Below are 14123 nucleotides of genomic sequence, written 5' to 3'. Positions count from 1 at the left end.
ACAACAGTATGTGTTGCAGGAGTTGCATCGTGCGTAAGTTGACTCAATTCGTTCTGGTTGCCGCTGCCCTGATGGCGACTCCGGCCTTCGCGGAAATGAAGATTGCGGTACTGAACTATCAGATGGCATTGCTGGAATCCGACGCGGCCAAGAAGTACGCCGTCGATGCCGAGAAGAAATTCGGTCCCCAGCTCAACAAGCTGAAGACCCTGGAATCCGACGCCAAGCGTATCCAGGATCGCCTCGTGAAGGACGGCGAGAAAATGCAGCAGGCCGAGCGTGAGCGCCTCGAGCTCGAGTTCAAGCAGAAGGCCCGCGACTTCCAGTTCCAGTCCAAGGAACTGAACGAAGCCAAGGCCGTTGCCGACCGTGACATGCTCAAGCAGCTGAAGCCGAAGCTGGACAAGGCCGTCGAAGACGTCCTGAAGAACGGTAACTATGACCTGGTGCTGGAGCGCGGTGCCGTCGTCGACGTCAAGCCGCAGTACGACATCACCCGTCAGGTCATCGAGCGCATGAACGCGCAGCGTTGATGATGACGACGCCGGTTTTCACCCTCGGCCAGTTGGCCGAACGCCTCGGTGCCGAGCTTCGCGGCGCCGAGGGCAAGGCCATCAGTGGTCTCGCCACCCTTCAGGAAGCGGGTCCCGACCAACTGAGCTTCCTGGCCAATCCGCAGTACCGCAAGTTCCTGGCCGACAGCCAGGCCGCCGCCGTGCTCCTGACCCCGGCCGACGCCGAGGGCTATGCCGGCAATGCGCTGGTGGTGGCCAACCCCTACCTGGCCTACGCCGAACTGTCTCACCTGTTCGATCCCAAGCCCAAGGCACAGCCGGGCATCCACGCTACCGCGGTGGTCGCCGCCGATGCCCAGGTGGACCCCAGCGCCAGCGTGGGCCCTTATGTGGTCATCGAATCCGGTGCCCGGATCGGTGCAGGGGTGACCCTCGGTGCCCATTGCGTGGTCGGTGCGCGGACGGTGATCGGTGAAGGCGGCTGGCTCGCGCCCCGCGTGACCCTTTATCACGACGTTCGGATCGGCAAGCGCGTGGTCATCCAGTCCGGTGCCGTGATTGGTGGCGAAGGCTTCGGTTTCGCCAAGGAGAAGGGCGCCTGGCAGAAGATCGCGCAGATCGGCGGCGTCACCCTGGGCGACGATGTCGAAGTCGGCGCCAATACCACCATCGACCGGGGCGCGCTCTCCGACACCCTGATCGGCAATGGCGTGAAACTGGACAACCAGATCATGATCGCCCACAACGTACAGGTCGGCGACAACACCGCCATGGCCGGTTGCGTGGGGATTTCCGGAAGTACCAGGATTGGCCGCAACTGCATGATCGCCGGGGGCGTGGGCATGGTCGGGCATATCGAGGTGTGCGACGACGTGTTCGTCACCGGCATGACCATGGTGACGCGCAATATCACCGAGCCGGGCGCCTACTCCTCCGGAACCGCGATGCAGACCGCAGCGGACTGGAAGAAGAGCGCCGCTCGAATTCGCCAGTTGGACGACATGGCGCGTCGTCTGCAACAACTGGAAAAACGCCTGGCGGCCGTGACCCCGGGCGGGGATGCTTCATCAGATGCGTGATCCACGCAGCGCCGTGCATCCCCAATCCTTTGAAAAGGCTCCAGGAACATGATGGACATCAACGAGATTCGCGAATATCTGCCGCACCGCTACCCTTTCCTCCTGGTGGATCGGGTCGTGGAACTGGATGTTGAAGGCAAGCGCATTCGCGCCTACAAGAATGTCAGCATCAACGAGCCCTTCTTCAACGGCCACTTCCCGCAGCATCCGATCATGCCGGGCGTACTGATCATCGAGGCCATGGCCCAGGCGGCCGGCATCCTCGGGTTCAAGATGCTCGACGTGAAGCCTGCCGACGGCACCCTCTACTACTTCGTGGGCTCCGACAAGCTGCGCTTCCGCCAGCCCGTGCTGCCGGGCGACCAACTGATCCTCGAAGCCCGGTTCGGCAGCGTCAAGCGCGGCATCTGGAAGTTCGACTGCCAGGCCAGTGTCGATGGCAAGGAAGTCTGCTCGGCCGAGATCATCTGTGCGGAACGCAAACTATGAGTTTGATTGACCCTCGCGCCATCATCGATCCGTCGGCAAGGCTGGCGGATGGCGTTCAGGTCGGCCCCTGGTCGATCATTGGACCCGATGTTGAGATCGGCGAGGGGACCGTGGTCGGACCCCATGTGGTCATCAAGGGACCGACCCGCATCGGCAAGCACAATCGCATCTACCAGTTCTCCTCGGTGGGCGAAGACACGCCTGACCTGAAGTACAAGGGTGAACCCACCCGGCTGGTGATCGGTGATCACAATGTGATCCGCGAAGGCGTGACCATCCACCGTGGCACCGTGCAGGACCGCTCCGAGACCACCCTTGGGGATCACAACCTGCTGATGGCCTATGTGCACATCGGTCACGACAGTGTGATCGCCAATCATTGCATCCTGGTGAATAACACCGCGCTGGCGGGGCATGTCCATGTCGACGACTGGGCCATCCTCTCCGGCTATACCCTGGTGCATCAGTTCTGCCGCATCGGCGCCCACAGCTTCTCCGGCATGGGTACCGCCATCGGCAAGGACGTTCCGGCTTACGTGACCGTTTTCGGCAACCCCGCCGAGGCCCGCAGCATGAACTTCGAAGGCATGCGTCGTCGTGGCTTCAGCGCCGAGGCCATCGCCGCGCTGCGTCGCGCCTACAAGGTGGTCTACCGCCAGGGGCTGACCGTGGAGCAGGCCCTGGCCGAACTGGCCGAGTCTTCCGCGCAGTTCCCCGAAGTGGCCGTTTTCCGCGACTCCATCCAGTCCTCGACCCGCGGCATCACCCGCTGAGACCATGAATCGTCCCCTGCGCATCGCGCTGGTCGCCGGCGAGGCGTCCGGCGACATCCTCGGTTCGACCCTGATGCAGGCCCTCAAGGCGCGCCATCCAGACGTTCGCTTCATCGGCGTCGGTGGCCCGCGCATGCAGGCCGAAGGGCTCGAATCCTATTTCCCCATGGAGCGACTGGCCGTCATGGGCCTGGTGGAAGTGCTTGGACGGCTGCCGGAGTTGCTGGCCCGTCGCAAGCGCCTGATCCAGACCCTGATCGACGAGCGTCCCGACGTCTTCATCGGTATCGACGCCCCCGATTTCAATCTGGGCGTCGAGCTCAAGCTGCGTCGCGCCGGCATTCGTACCGTGCACTATGTCAGTCCCTCGGTCTGGGCCTGGCGGCAGAATCGCGTGCTGAAGATCCGCGAAGGCTGCGATCTGATGCTCACGCTCTTCCCGTTCGAGGCGCGTTTCTACGAGGAGAAGGGCGTTCCCGTGCGGTTCGTCGGTCATCCGCTGGCCGACGCGATTCCCCTGGAAGCCGATCGCGCGGCCGCGCGTAATGCCCTGGACCTGCCTCTGGATTCACCTCTCGTCGCCCTCATGCCTGGCAGTCGAGGGGGCGAGGTCGGCAAGTTGGGCAGCCTGTTCCTCGATGCGGCCGAGCGGTTGCGCTCGGTCCGTCCGGGCATCCGCTTCGTGCTGCCCTGTGCCAGTCCCGAGCGTCGCCAGCAGGTGGAGGCGATGCTGGCCGGTCGCGACCTGCCGCTGAAGCTGCTGGACGGCCGTTCCCACGAAGCGTTGGCTGCCTGCGATGCGGTGCTGATCGCTTCCGGCACCGCCACGCTCGAGGCGCTGCTTTACAAGCGTCCCATGGTGGTGGCCTACAAGGTCGCTCCGCTGACCTACCGCATCCTCAAGCGACTGGTCAGAAGCCCCTATGTCTCGCTGCCGAACCTGCTGGCCCAGCGCCTGCTGGTGCCGGAGCTGCTGCAGGATGCCGCCACCGCCGAAGCCCTGGCCCAGACGCTCTCACCGTTGCTGGACGACGGCGAGATCCAGACCCACGGCTTCGACGTCATCCACCGCGCGTTGCGCCAGGACGCATCGCGCGAAGCCGCCGACGCCATCCTGAAACTGATTGGAGCTCCCTGATGCAACTCGGCCTGGATTTCAGCCTGGTGGAAGAATGCGTGGCCGGGGTCGACGAGGTGGGGCGCGGTCCGCTCTGCGGCCCTGTCGTCACGGCGGCGGTCATCCTCGATCCGGCTCGCCCGATCCTGGGCCTGAACGACTCGAAGAAGTTGTCTGAAGCGCGTCGCGATGCGCTGTTCGACGAGATCCGCGAGAAGGCCCTGGCCTGGTGCATCGCCCGCGCCGAGGTGGAGGAGATCGACCAGTTGAACATCCTCCACGCCACCATGCTGGCCATGCAACGGGCAGTCGAAGGGCTTTCGGTGACCCCGAAGCTGGCCCTGATCGATGGCAATCGCTGCCCGAAACTGAAGGTGCCCGCCGCGCCGGTCGTGAAGGGCGACAGCCAGGTGCCGGCCATCGCCGCCGCTTCCATCCTGGCCAAGGTCAGCCGTGACCGCGAGATGGTCGAGCTGGATGCGCGCTACCCGGGCTATGGCATCGCGGGGCACAAGGGCTATCCCACGGCGGTGCATCTGGAGGCGCTACGCCGCCTCGGGCCTACGCCCATCCATCGCCGTTCCTTCGGCCCGGTCAGGGAGCTGATCGAAGGCGTGCGCTGATCCTCGCGGCGCGTCGCAAGCCTATCCCGAACTTCCGCATCACTCGTGGGGCCCTCACCGGGCCCCGCTACCCTCTGCTGGCCTGCTTCGCCTGAGGCCGACCTGTGTCCATCGCGGGCAGGATCATCCATCCGCTGCGATACTCGTTCCGGGTATTCCGGAGTTTCACTCAACCGCCGCCACAAGCGGCTTAGGGAGTTTCTCATGCAAGAGATTGCCAATCTGGTAGTCGATTCCCTCAACGGCCTCATCTGGGGCAAGGTGCTGATCTGGTTGCTGGTGGCTTGCGGCCTGTACTTCACCCTGCGTCTCGGCCTGATCCAGTTCCTGCATTTCGGGCACACCTTCAGCGTGCTCAAGGGCAGCCGCAAGTCCGACGATGCCGGCATCTCCTCCTTCCAGGCCCTCTGTACGTCGCTGGCCGCGCGGGTCGGCACCGGCAACGTCGCCGGTGTCGCCGTGGCCATCACCCTGGGCGGCCCTGGCGCGGTGTTCTGGATGTGGGTCATCGCCATGGTGGGGATGGCCACCGGCTTCGTCGAGGCGACCCTCGCCCAGTTGTTCAAGATCCGTGACGACAAGGGGCAGTTCCGCGGCGGCCCGGCCTACTACATGGAGAAGGGCCTGGGGGCGCGCTGGATGGGCGTGCTGTTCTCGCTCTTCCTGATCCTCGCCTTCGGTTTCGTCTTCAACTCGGTGCAGGCCAATACCATCAGCGGTGCGATGCAGGGCGCCTTCGGCGTGCCCCTGTGGATAAGTGGCATCGCGCTGGTGATCATCACCGCGCTGATCATCTTCGGCGGCCTGCGCTCCATCGCCCGCTTCTCCGAGCTGGCGGTGCCCTTCATGGCGGTGGCCTACCTGCTGGTGGCGGTGGTGCTGATCATCACCCAGATCGATGAGATCCCCGGCGTCTTCGCACTGATTGTCAAGAGCGCCTTCGGCCTGCACGAGGCGGCGGCCGGCGGCATCGCCGCGGCGATCATGAACGGCTTCAAGCGCGGCCTGTTCTCCAACGAGGCGGGCATGGGTTCGGCGCCCAACGCCGCGGCTTCGGCGACGCCCTATCCGCCGCACCCGGCCTCCCAGGGCTACGTGCAGATGGCCGGCGTGTTCATCGACACCCTGCTGATCTGCACCGCGTCCGCCGCCATCATCCTGCTGGCCGGTCCGCAGCAGGGCGAGGGCATCATGCTGGTACAGAACGCGCTGAGCAGCCAGGTCGGCGCCTGGGGCAAGTACTTCCTGGGGGTGATCATCCTGTTCTTCGCCTTCACCTCCATCGTCGCCAACTACTTCTACGCGGAGAACTGCCTGGTGTTCCTCGAGCACAACCATCCGGGCGGGCTGCTCATCTTCCGCCTGGCGGTGCTCGGCATGGTGATGTTCGGCGCCCTGGCTTCGCTGCCCTTCGTCTGGAACCTGGCGGACGTCTCCATGGGCCTGATGGCGATCACCAACCTCATCGCGATCCTGTTGCTGTCCAACCTGGCCATCAAGCTGGCGAAGGACTACAACGCCCAGCGCAAGGCGGGCAAGCTGCCCACCTTCGATGCCAGCCAGTACCCGGAAATCCAGAGCAAGCTGGAGCCGGGCATCTGGGACGACCGACGCTGAACCCGTGTTGTCCCTGTCGATCCCTTGGTGGTCGGCAGGGGCCTCAAGCCTGTAGCTTTGCCAAAGGGCCCGGTACAATCCGGGCCTTGTCGTTTTCGCGTTTTGCATAGGACTTCCATGACCGCTTCCTTCGTCCATCTGCGTCTGCACTCCGAATATTCCCTGGTAGACGGCCTGGTGCGGATCAAGCCGCTGGTCAAGGCCGTAGCGGGGGCGGGGATGCCGGCGGTGGCCGTCACCGACCAGAGCAACATGTGTTCCCTGGTGAAGTTCTACAAGGCCGCCATGGGTGGCGGCATCAAGCCTATCTGCGGTGCTGATATCTGGCTGGCCAGCCCCTTCGAGGACGGCCCCCTCACGCGAATGACCCTGCTGGCGATGCATGCCGACGGCTACCGCAACCTGACCGAACTGGTGTCCCGGGGCTGGTCCGAGGGCCAGAGCAACGGCCTGGTCATCATTCAGCGCGACTGGGTGAAGGCGGCCGCTGACGGCCTGATCGCCCTCTCAGGCGCGAAGGAAGGCGAGATCGGCATGGCCCTGCTCAGTGGCGACCAGGCCGGCGCCGAAGCGCTCCTGGCCGAATGGATGGCGGTTTTTCCGGATCGTTTCTACCTGGAGTTGCAGCGCACCGCCCGGGTCAACGACGAGGAGCACGTCCACGCGGCGGTGGCCCTGGCCGAACGCACCGGTGCGCCGCTGGTGGCGACCAACGACGTGCGCTTCATCAAGCGCGAGGATTTCGAGGCCCACGAGACTCGCGTCTGCATCGGCGAGGGCCGTGTCCTCGACGATCCGCGTCGTCCGCGCAATTACTCCGATCAGCAGTACCTGAAGTCCCCGGAGGAGATGGCGGAGCTGTTCGCCGACATCCCCGAGGCGCTGGAAAACACCGTCGAGATCGCCAAGCGCTGCAACATCGAGGTGCGGCTGGGCAAGCACTTCCTGCCCGACTTCCCGACGCCCAACGGCATGGGCATCGACGACTACCTGCGCCACGCCTCCTACGAAGGCCTGGAGGAGCGCCTGGCGGTGCTCCTGCCCAGGGAGACCACGCCGGACTACGAGGAGCAGCGCCAGCGCTACGTCGACCGTCTGGAGTTCGAACTGGGCACCATCATCCAGATGGGCTTCCCCGGTTACTTCCTGATCGTTGCCGACTTCATCCAGTGGGCGAAGAACAATGGCGTTCCCGTGGGGCCGGGCCGGGGCTCGGGCGCCGGCTCCCTGGTGGCCTACGTACTGAAGATCACCGACCTCGACCCGCTGGCCTACGACCTGCTGTTCGAGCGTTTCCTCAACCCCGAGCGGGTCTCCATGCCCGACTTCGACGTCGACTTCTGCATGGACGGCCGCGATCGGGTGATCGACTACGTGGCCGAGAAGTACGGCCGCAACGCGGTGAGCCAGATCATCACCTTCGGTTCCATGGCGGCCAAGGCGGTGGTGCGCGACGTGGCGCGGGTGCAGGGCAAGTCCTATGGCCTGGCCGATCGCCTGTCGAAGATGATCCCCTTCGAGGTGGGCATGACCCTGGAGGCGGCCTACAACCAGGAAGAGGCCCTGCGCGACTTCCTCAAGGTCGACGAGGAAGCCCAGGAGATCTGGGACATGGCCCTGAAACTCGAAGGCATCACGCGCGGTACCGGCAAGCACGCTGGCGGCGTGGTGATCGCGCCCACCAAGCTGACGGACTTCTCGCCCATCGCCTGTGACGAGGAAGGCGGCGGCCTGGTGACCCAGTTCGACAAGGACGACGTGGAGGCGGCCGGCCTGGTGAAGTTCGACTTCCTCGGCCTGCGCACCCTGACGATCATCAAGTGGGCCATGGAGATGATCAACCGCGAGCAGGAGAAGAAGGGCCTGCCGGCGGTGGACATCGACCGCATCCCGCTGGATGACAAGAAGACCTACGACATGCTGCAGAAGGCGGAGACCACCGCCGTCTTCCAGCTGGAATCCCGCGGCATGAAGGAGCTGATCAAGAAGCTCAAGCCCGACTGCCTGGAAGACATGATCGCCCTGGTGGCCCTGTTCCGTCCGGGTCCCCTGCAATCGGGCATGGTGGACGACTTCATCAACCGCAAGCACGGCCGGGCCGAGCTCTCCTACCCGCATCCGGACTACCAGTACGCCGGCCTCGAACCCGTGCTCAAGCCCACCTACGGCATCATCCTGTACCAGGAGCAGGTGATGCAGATCGCCCAGGTGATGGCGGGCTACACCCTCGGCGGCGCGGACATGCTGCGTCGTGCGATGGGCAAGAAGAAGCCCGAGGAAATGGCCAAGCAGCGGGGCGGCTTCATCGAGGGCTGTTCCAGCAACGGTATCGACCCGAACCTGTCGGGCAACATCTTCGACCTGGTGGAGAAGTTCGCCGGCTACGGTTTCAACAAGTCCCACTCCGCCGCCTACGGCTGGGTCTCCTACCAGACCGCCTGGCTCAAGGCGCACTTCCCGGCGCCCTTCATGGCGGCGGTGCTCACCGCGGACATGCACAACACCGACAAGGTGGTGACGCTGATCGAAGAGTGTCGCCACATGAAGCTGCGCATCGTCGCGCCGGACGTGAACAACTCCGAGTACCGCTTCACCGTCGATGACGCCGGGCAGATCGTCTACGGCCTGGGGGCCATCAAGGGCGTGGGCGAGGGGCCGGTGGAGGCCATCACCGAGTGCCGCGCCGAGGGAGGGCCGTTCAAGGACCTCTTCGACTTCTGCAACCGCGTCGACCTCAAACGCATCAACAAGCGCACCCTGGACGCCCTGATCCGCGGTGGTGCGCTGGATCGCCTGGGCCCCTTCTTCAGCGAGGAGGTGAAGGCCTACCAGGCCAACATCGACCGCAACCGCGCCGTGCTGCTGGCCTCTATGGAGGAGGCCATCCAGGCCGCCGAACAGACCGCGCGTAGCCACGACAGCGGTCACATGGACCTCTTCGGCGGCCTGTTCGGCGAGCCCGAGGCGGACATGTACGCCAACCACCGCAACGCCAAGGAGCTGTCCCTGAAGGAGCGGCTCAAGGGCGAGAAGGACACCCTCGGCCTCTACCTCACCGGCCACCCCATCGACGAGTACGAAGGCGAGATCCGCCGCTTCGCCCGCCAGCGTATCGTCGAGCTCAAGCCGGCCCGTGACACCCAGATCATCGCCGGCCTGATCGTCAACCTGCGGGTGATGAAGAACAAGAAGGGCGACAAGATGGGCTTCATCACCCTGGACGACCGCTCCGGGCGCATCGAGGCCTCGCTGTTCGCCGATGCCTTCAATGCGGCCCACGGCCTGTTGCAGACCGACGCGCTGGTGGTGGTGGAGGGCGAGGTGAGCCATGACGACTTCTCTGGCGGCCTGCGCCTTCGGGCCAAGCGCGTGCTGAGTCTCGAGGAGGCCCGTACCGGACTGGCCGAAAGCCTGCGCATGAAGGTGGACTTCAGCGCCCTGCAGGGCGATCGCCTGCGCTGGCTGGCGGAGTTGTGCGGCCGTCACCGGGGCTCCTGCCCCTTGACCCTTGACTACAGTGGGAACGACGCCAAGGCTGTGCTGCAGTTCGGCGACGACTGGAGAATCGCGCCTGCCGATGCATTGATTCAGGCATTGCGTGACCAGTTCGGGCGCGACAACGTCTTCCTGCACTACCGCTGATGCGAACGTGACACCACGCTCGCACCGGCCCGATGTCGATTTGATCTCGACCCGAACGCGCCCGACCCATTAAGGTAGGGCGCCAAATGGAACCAGCCGCCTGGCCCCAAGCGCACGACGGAAGCCTATGAACCCGAACTTTCTGGATTTCGAACAGCCCATCGCCGATCTGCAAGCCAAGATCGAGGAGCTGCGTCTGGTCGGCAACGACAACGCCCTGAACATCAGCGACGAGATTGCCCGCCTGCAGGAAAAGAGCAGCGCCCTGACCGAGAGCATCTTCGGCAACCTCACCAGCTGGCAGATCGCCCAGCTGGCGCGTCATCCGCGTCGCCCCTACACCCTCGACTACATCGAGCACATCTTCACCGAGTTCGATGAGCTTCACGGTGATCGCCACTTCTCCGACGATGCCGCCATCGTCGGAGGCATCGCCCGCCTGAATGGCGACCCGGTGATGGTCATCGGTCACCAGAAGGGCCGCGAAGTGCGCGAGAAGGTGCGTCGCAACTTCGGCATGCCCCGTCCGGAGGGCTACCGCAAGGCCTGCCGCCTGATGGAGATGGCCGAGCGCTTCAAGATGCCGATCCTCACCTTCATCGACACTCCCGGCGCCTACCCGGGCATCGATGCCGAGGAACGCGGCCAGAGCGAGGCCATCGCCTGGAACCTGCGGGTCATGGCGCGGCTGAAGACCCCGATCATCGCCACCGTCATCGGTGAGGGTGGTTCCGGTGGCGCGCTGGCCATCGGTGTCTGCGACCGCCTGAACATGCTGCAGTACTCCACCTACTCGGTGATCTCGCCGGAAGGCTGCGCTTCCATCCTCTGGAAGACCGCCGAGAAGGCGCCGGACGCCGCCGAGGCCATGGGCATCACCGCCGAGCGCCTGAAGGGCCTGGGCATCGTCGACAAGGTGATCGCCGAGCCCCTGGGCGGTGCCCATCGCGAGCCGGCGGTGGCCGCCGAGTCCATCCGCAAGGAGCTGTCCGACCAGTTGGCTACCCTGAAGAAGCTCGGTACCGAGGACCTCCTGGCCCGCCGCTACGAGCGTCTGATGAGCTACGGCGTCGCCTGATCCTGTTTCCCCGCTGTAAAGATCGGGCCCCGGCTTTATGCTTGGGGCCCGATTTCATTTGGGCCAGCCCATGTCCCTCGAATCCCGCCTCCTGACTGCCCTGGCACCCTGGCGCGCCGCGCCGGCCTGGCGGGTCGCCTTCTCCGGCGGGCTCGATTCCACCGTGCTGCTCCATCTGCTGGCGAGCCTCGCCCGGCGGGAGCGCTTGCCGCCACTCTCCGCCATTCATGTCCATCACGGCCTCCAGGCTGCGGCTGACGCCTGGCCGGCGCATTGCCAGCGGGTCTGCAGCGAGCTGGGCGTGCCGTTGACGTTGTTGCGGGTGACCGTGGATGCCGGTCCAAGTCTGGAGCGTGCCGCACGGGATGCGCGCTACAGCGCCTTCGCGGGGGAGCTGGGTGCAGGGGAGGTGCTGATCAGCGCCCAGCACCGGGACGATCAGGCCGAGACCCTGCTTTTCCGTCTGCTACGGGGCGCCGGGGTTCGGGGGCTGGCGGGCATGCCCGCCAGTCGACTCCTGGGCCCCGGGTATCTGCTGCGGCCTCTGCTGGGCGTGTCCCGGACTGAGCTGGAGGCCTATGCCCGGAGCCAGGGGCTGAGCTGGGTCGAGGACCCGAGCAATGGCGATACCCGCCTTGCTCGCAATTTTCTTCGCCGCGACATCCTCCCGGCGCTGAGGACGCGCTGGCCTGCCGCCACGTCGAACCTGGCGCGCTGCGCCGAGCATATGGCCGAGGCTGATGAGTTGTTGGGCGAACTGGCCGAGATCGATCTGGCCATGGCGCGGACGAACGGCGAGTTCGGCTGGCTGGGATTGCCCAGTCTCGACCTGGCGGCCCTGGTCGGGTTGACGCCGTCCCGCCAGCGTAACGCCCTGCGTCATTGGTTGGCGCCCCTGACGCCTTTGCCCGACCGCGATCATTGGGTCGGCTGGGACAACCTGCGGGATGCGGCAGTCGACGCTCGCCCCGTCTGGCGCCTGGGGGCCGGGGAACTGCACCGCGCCGACGGACGGTTGTGGTGGCTCTCGGGCGATTGGCTCGCGCCTCCCTCGGGAGTGGTGCCCTGGCTCGACCCGTCCAGCCCCCTGGAGCTGCCGGGCAATGGCCGCCTGGAGTTTCTGGGGACGCCGCCGCCAGGTCCGCTGACGGTCGGTTATCGCCGGGGTGGGGAGGTGGTGGAGTTGCCGGGGCGCGGTCGTCGCGATCTCAAGCGCCTGCTCAATGAGTCGCGCCTGCCCGCCTTCGTGCGTGGCCGATTGCCGCTGTTGTCCGCCTCCGGACGACTGCTGGCGGTGGCCAACCTGCCGGAGCTCGACAGTTTGCGGGCGGCGGAGTGGCGACTGCGCTGGACGCCACCGACGAATGACCAAGGTTTGAGCTGATGGGGGCTTTCCGGTAGACTACGCTCCCGTCTTATATAGCTTCCGCTGGTTCCTTCGGAATCGGCGGTTGTTGCTTTTTAAGCAGCGCCCAGTGGCGCTCCATGGTTGAAGGCCCAGCCCTTCATCGCTTTCCCCGGCGGCCTTCCGCCTAAACGCAGACTTCTAGGGTTTTTCATGACGCGCTACATCTTCGTCACGGGTGGTGTTGTTTCTTCTTTGGGGAAAGGCATCGCCTCGGCATCCTTGGCCGCCATTCTGGAAGCGCGGGGGCTGAAGGTCACCATGCTCAAGCTCGATCCGTACATCAACGTCGATCCGGGCACCATGAGTCCCTTCCAGCACGGTGAAGTCTTCGTGACCGAGGACGGCGCCGAGACCGACCTCGACCTGGGCCACTATGAGCGCTTCGTGCGCACCACCATGACCCAGAACAACAACTTCACCACCGGCCGCGTCTACGCCGACGTGCTGCGCAAGGAGCGCCGGGGTGACTACCTGGGTGCGACCATCCAGGTGATCCCGCATATCACCGACGAGATCAAGCACCGCATCATCAAGGGCGCCGCCGGTGCGGACGTGGCCCTGGTGGAGATCGGCGGCACAGTCGGCGACATCGAGTCCCAGCCCTTCCTCGAGGCCATCCGCCAGTTGCGTGTGGAAGTGGGCGCCAAGCGCGCCATGCTGATGCACCTGACCCTGGTGCCCTACATCGCCACCGCCGGCGAGACCAAGACCAAGCCGACCCAGCACTCGGTGAAGGAGCTGCGCTCCATCGGTCTGCAGCCTGACGTGCTGATCTGCCGTTCCGACCATGATGTCGACCTGTCCTCCCGCCGCAAGATCGCCCTGTTCACCAACGTCGAAGAGCGTGCGGTGATCTCCCTGCAGGACGTCGACACCATCTACAAGATCCCGTCGGTGCTGCATGCCCAGGGCCTGGACGACTTCGTCGTCGAGCGCTTCGGCCTGCAATGCGGCTCCGCCGACCTCTCCGAGTGGGACCGCGTGGTCGACGCCAAGCTGAATCCCGAGAAGGAAGTCACCATCGCCATGGTCGGCAAGTACATGGAGCTGCTGGACGCGTACAAGTCGCTGATCGAAGCGATGAGCCACGCGGGCATCCAGAACCGCACCAAGGTGAACCTGCGCTACATCGACTCCGAAGATATCGAGACCCAGGGCACCAGCCTGCTGGAAGGCGTCGACGCCATCCTGGTTCCCGGCGGTTTCGGCCTGCGCGGCGTGGAAGGCAAGATCACCACCGTCAATTACGCCCGCGAGAACAAGATCCCCTACCTGGGCATCTGCCTCGGCATGCAGGTGGCGGTCATCGAGTTCGCCCGTAACGTGCTGGGCTGGACCGATGCCAACTCCACCGAATTCGACAAGTCGAGCGGCCACCCGGTCGTCGGCCTGATCACCGAGTGGCAGGATGCCACCGGCGCCACCGAGATCCGCACCGAAGCGTCCGACCTGGGCGGCACCATGCGCCTTGGCGCGCAGTCCTGCCAGCTGGAAGCGGGCTCTCAGGTCCGCGCCTGCTACGGCAAGGACGAGATCGTCGAGCGTCACCGCCATCGCTACGAAGTGAACAACAACCTGCTGCCGCAGCTCATCGAAGCCGGGCTGAAGGTGACCGGTCGCTCCGACGATGGTGCGCTGGTCGAAGTGGTGGAAGCCCCCGAGCATCCCTGGTTCGTGGCCTGCCAGTTCCACCCGGAATTCACCTCCACCCCGCGTGACGGCCATCCGCTGTTCAGTGGCTTCGTCAACGCCGCCCTGGCGCAGAAAGCGAAGAAGGCCTGA

The 14123-nt window shown here is 65.1% G+C and carries 11 protein-coding genes; all 11 read left to right on the top strand.

The window, feature by feature from the left end; translation table 11 throughout:
• The first annotated feature begins 29 nt into the window (after positions 1 to 29).
• The 11 genes from KF707C_RS22755 (at position 30) to KF707C_RS22705 (ending at position 14123) form a co-directional block, all read left to right on the top strand.
• Positions 30 to 533, top strand: a complete 504-nt coding sequence (locus tag KF707C_RS22755; protein ID WP_004421084.1) for an OmpH family outer membrane protein — start codon at positions 30 to 32, stop codon at positions 531 to 533.
• On the top strand, positions 533 to 1594 hold the full coding sequence (gene lpxD, locus KF707C_RS22750) for a UDP-3-O-(3-hydroxymyristoyl)glucosamine N-acyltransferase (protein ID WP_004421085.1): 1062 nt from the start codon (positions 533 to 535) through the stop codon (positions 1592 to 1594). The genes KF707C_RS22755 and lpxD overlap by 1 nt, the downstream gene beginning before the upstream one ends.
• A gap of 48 nt (positions 1595 to 1642) precedes the next feature.
• On the top strand, positions 1643 to 2083 hold the full coding sequence (gene fabZ, locus KF707C_RS22745) for a 3-hydroxyacyl-ACP dehydratase FabZ (RefSeq protein ID WP_036992181.1): 441 nt from the start codon (positions 1643 to 1645) through the stop codon (positions 2081 to 2083).
• The gene (gene lpxA / locus KF707C_RS22740; RefSeq protein WP_004421087.1) at positions 2080 to 2856 is read left to right on the top strand and encodes an acyl-ACP--UDP-N-acetylglucosamine O-acyltransferase; all 777 of its coding nucleotides are present in this window, start codon (positions 2080 to 2082) and stop codon (positions 2854 to 2856) included. The genes fabZ and lpxA overlap by 4 nt, the downstream gene beginning before the upstream one ends.
• 4 nt (positions 2857 to 2860) lie before the next feature.
• Positions 2861 to 3994 (top strand): lipid-A-disaccharide synthase, encoded by a 1134-nt coding sequence (lpxB, locus tag KF707C_RS22735; RefSeq protein WP_004421088.1) that lies wholly within the window; start codon positions 2861 to 2863, stop codon positions 3992 to 3994.
• On the top strand, positions 3994 to 4596 hold the full coding sequence (rnhB, locus tag KF707C_RS22730; RefSeq protein WP_004421089.1) for a ribonuclease HII: 603 nt from the start codon (positions 3994 to 3996) through the stop codon (positions 4594 to 4596). The genes lpxB and rnhB overlap by 1 nt, the downstream gene beginning before the upstream one ends.
• Before the next feature lie 204 nt (positions 4597 to 4800).
• A complete protein-coding gene (locus KF707C_RS22725) occupies positions 4801 to 6213 on the top strand; it encodes an alanine/glycine:cation symporter family protein (protein ID WP_004421090.1) in 1413 nt (470 codons plus the stop codon).
• 117 nt (positions 6214 to 6330) lie between these two features.
• The gene (gene dnaE, locus KF707C_RS22720) at positions 6331 to 9855 is read left to right on the top strand and encodes a DNA polymerase III subunit alpha (protein WP_004421091.1); all 3525 of its coding nucleotides are present in this window, start codon (positions 6331 to 6333) and stop codon (positions 9853 to 9855) included.
• 127 nt (positions 9856 to 9982) lie between these two features.
• Positions 9983 to 10933: an acetyl-CoA carboxylase carboxyl transferase subunit alpha gene (gene accA, locus KF707C_RS22715; protein ID WP_004421092.1), complete on the top strand. Its 951-nt coding sequence runs from the start codon at positions 9983 to 9985 to the stop codon at positions 10931 to 10933.
• Between the two features lie 70 nt (positions 10934 to 11003).
• On the top strand, positions 11004 to 12317 hold the full coding sequence (tilS, locus tag KF707C_RS22710) for a tRNA lysidine(34) synthetase TilS (RefSeq protein ID WP_036992230.1): 1314 nt from the start codon (positions 11004 to 11006) through the stop codon (positions 12315 to 12317).
• 174 nt (positions 12318 to 12491) lie between these two features.
• Positions 12492 to 14123 (top strand): CTP synthase, encoded by a 1632-nt coding sequence (locus KF707C_RS22705; RefSeq protein ID WP_004421094.1) that lies wholly within the window; start codon positions 12492 to 12494, stop codon positions 14121 to 14123.

Origin of the sequence: Pseudomonas furukawaii (genome assembly GCF_002355475.1) — a bacterium.
GTDB classification, from domain to species: domain Bacteria; phylum Pseudomonadota; class Gammaproteobacteria; order Pseudomonadales; family Pseudomonadaceae; genus Metapseudomonas; species Metapseudomonas furukawaii.
Note: the sequence above shows the minus strand (reverse complement) of the source record. Positions and strands in the feature narration are given on the sequence as shown.

Coding starts and splice junctions, on each gene's coding strand:
- lpxD (WP_004421085.1), top strand. CDS start 533: ATGATGACGACGCCGGTTTTCACCCTCGGCCAGTTGGCCGAACGCCTC.
- fabZ (WP_036992181.1), top strand. CDS start 1,643: ATGATGGACATCAACGAGATTCGCGAATATCTGCCGCACCGCTACCCT.
- lpxA (WP_004421087.1), top strand. CDS start 2,080: ATGAGTTTGATTGACCCTCGCGCCATCATCGATCCGTCGGCAAGGCTG.
- lpxB (WP_004421088.1), top strand. CDS start 2,861: ATGAATCGTCCCCTGCGCATCGCGCTGGTCGCCGGCGAGGCGTCCGGC.
- rnhB (WP_004421089.1), top strand. CDS start 3,994: ATGCAACTCGGCCTGGATTTCAGCCTGGTGGAAGAATGCGTGGCCGGG.
- KF707C_RS22725 (WP_004421090.1), top strand. CDS start 4,801: ATGCAAGAGATTGCCAATCTGGTAGTCGATTCCCTCAACGGCCTCATC.
- dnaE (WP_004421091.1), top strand. CDS start 6,331: ATGACCGCTTCCTTCGTCCATCTGCGTCTGCACTCCGAATATTCCCTG.
- accA (WP_004421092.1), top strand. CDS start 9,983: ATGAACCCGAACTTTCTGGATTTCGAACAGCCCATCGCCGATCTGCAA.
- tilS (WP_036992230.1), top strand. CDS start 11,004: ATGTCCCTCGAATCCCGCCTCCTGACTGCCCTGGCACCCTGGCGCGCC.
- KF707C_RS22705 (WP_004421094.1), top strand. CDS start 12,492: ATGACGCGCTACATCTTCGTCACGGGTGGTGTTGTTTCTTCTTTGGGG.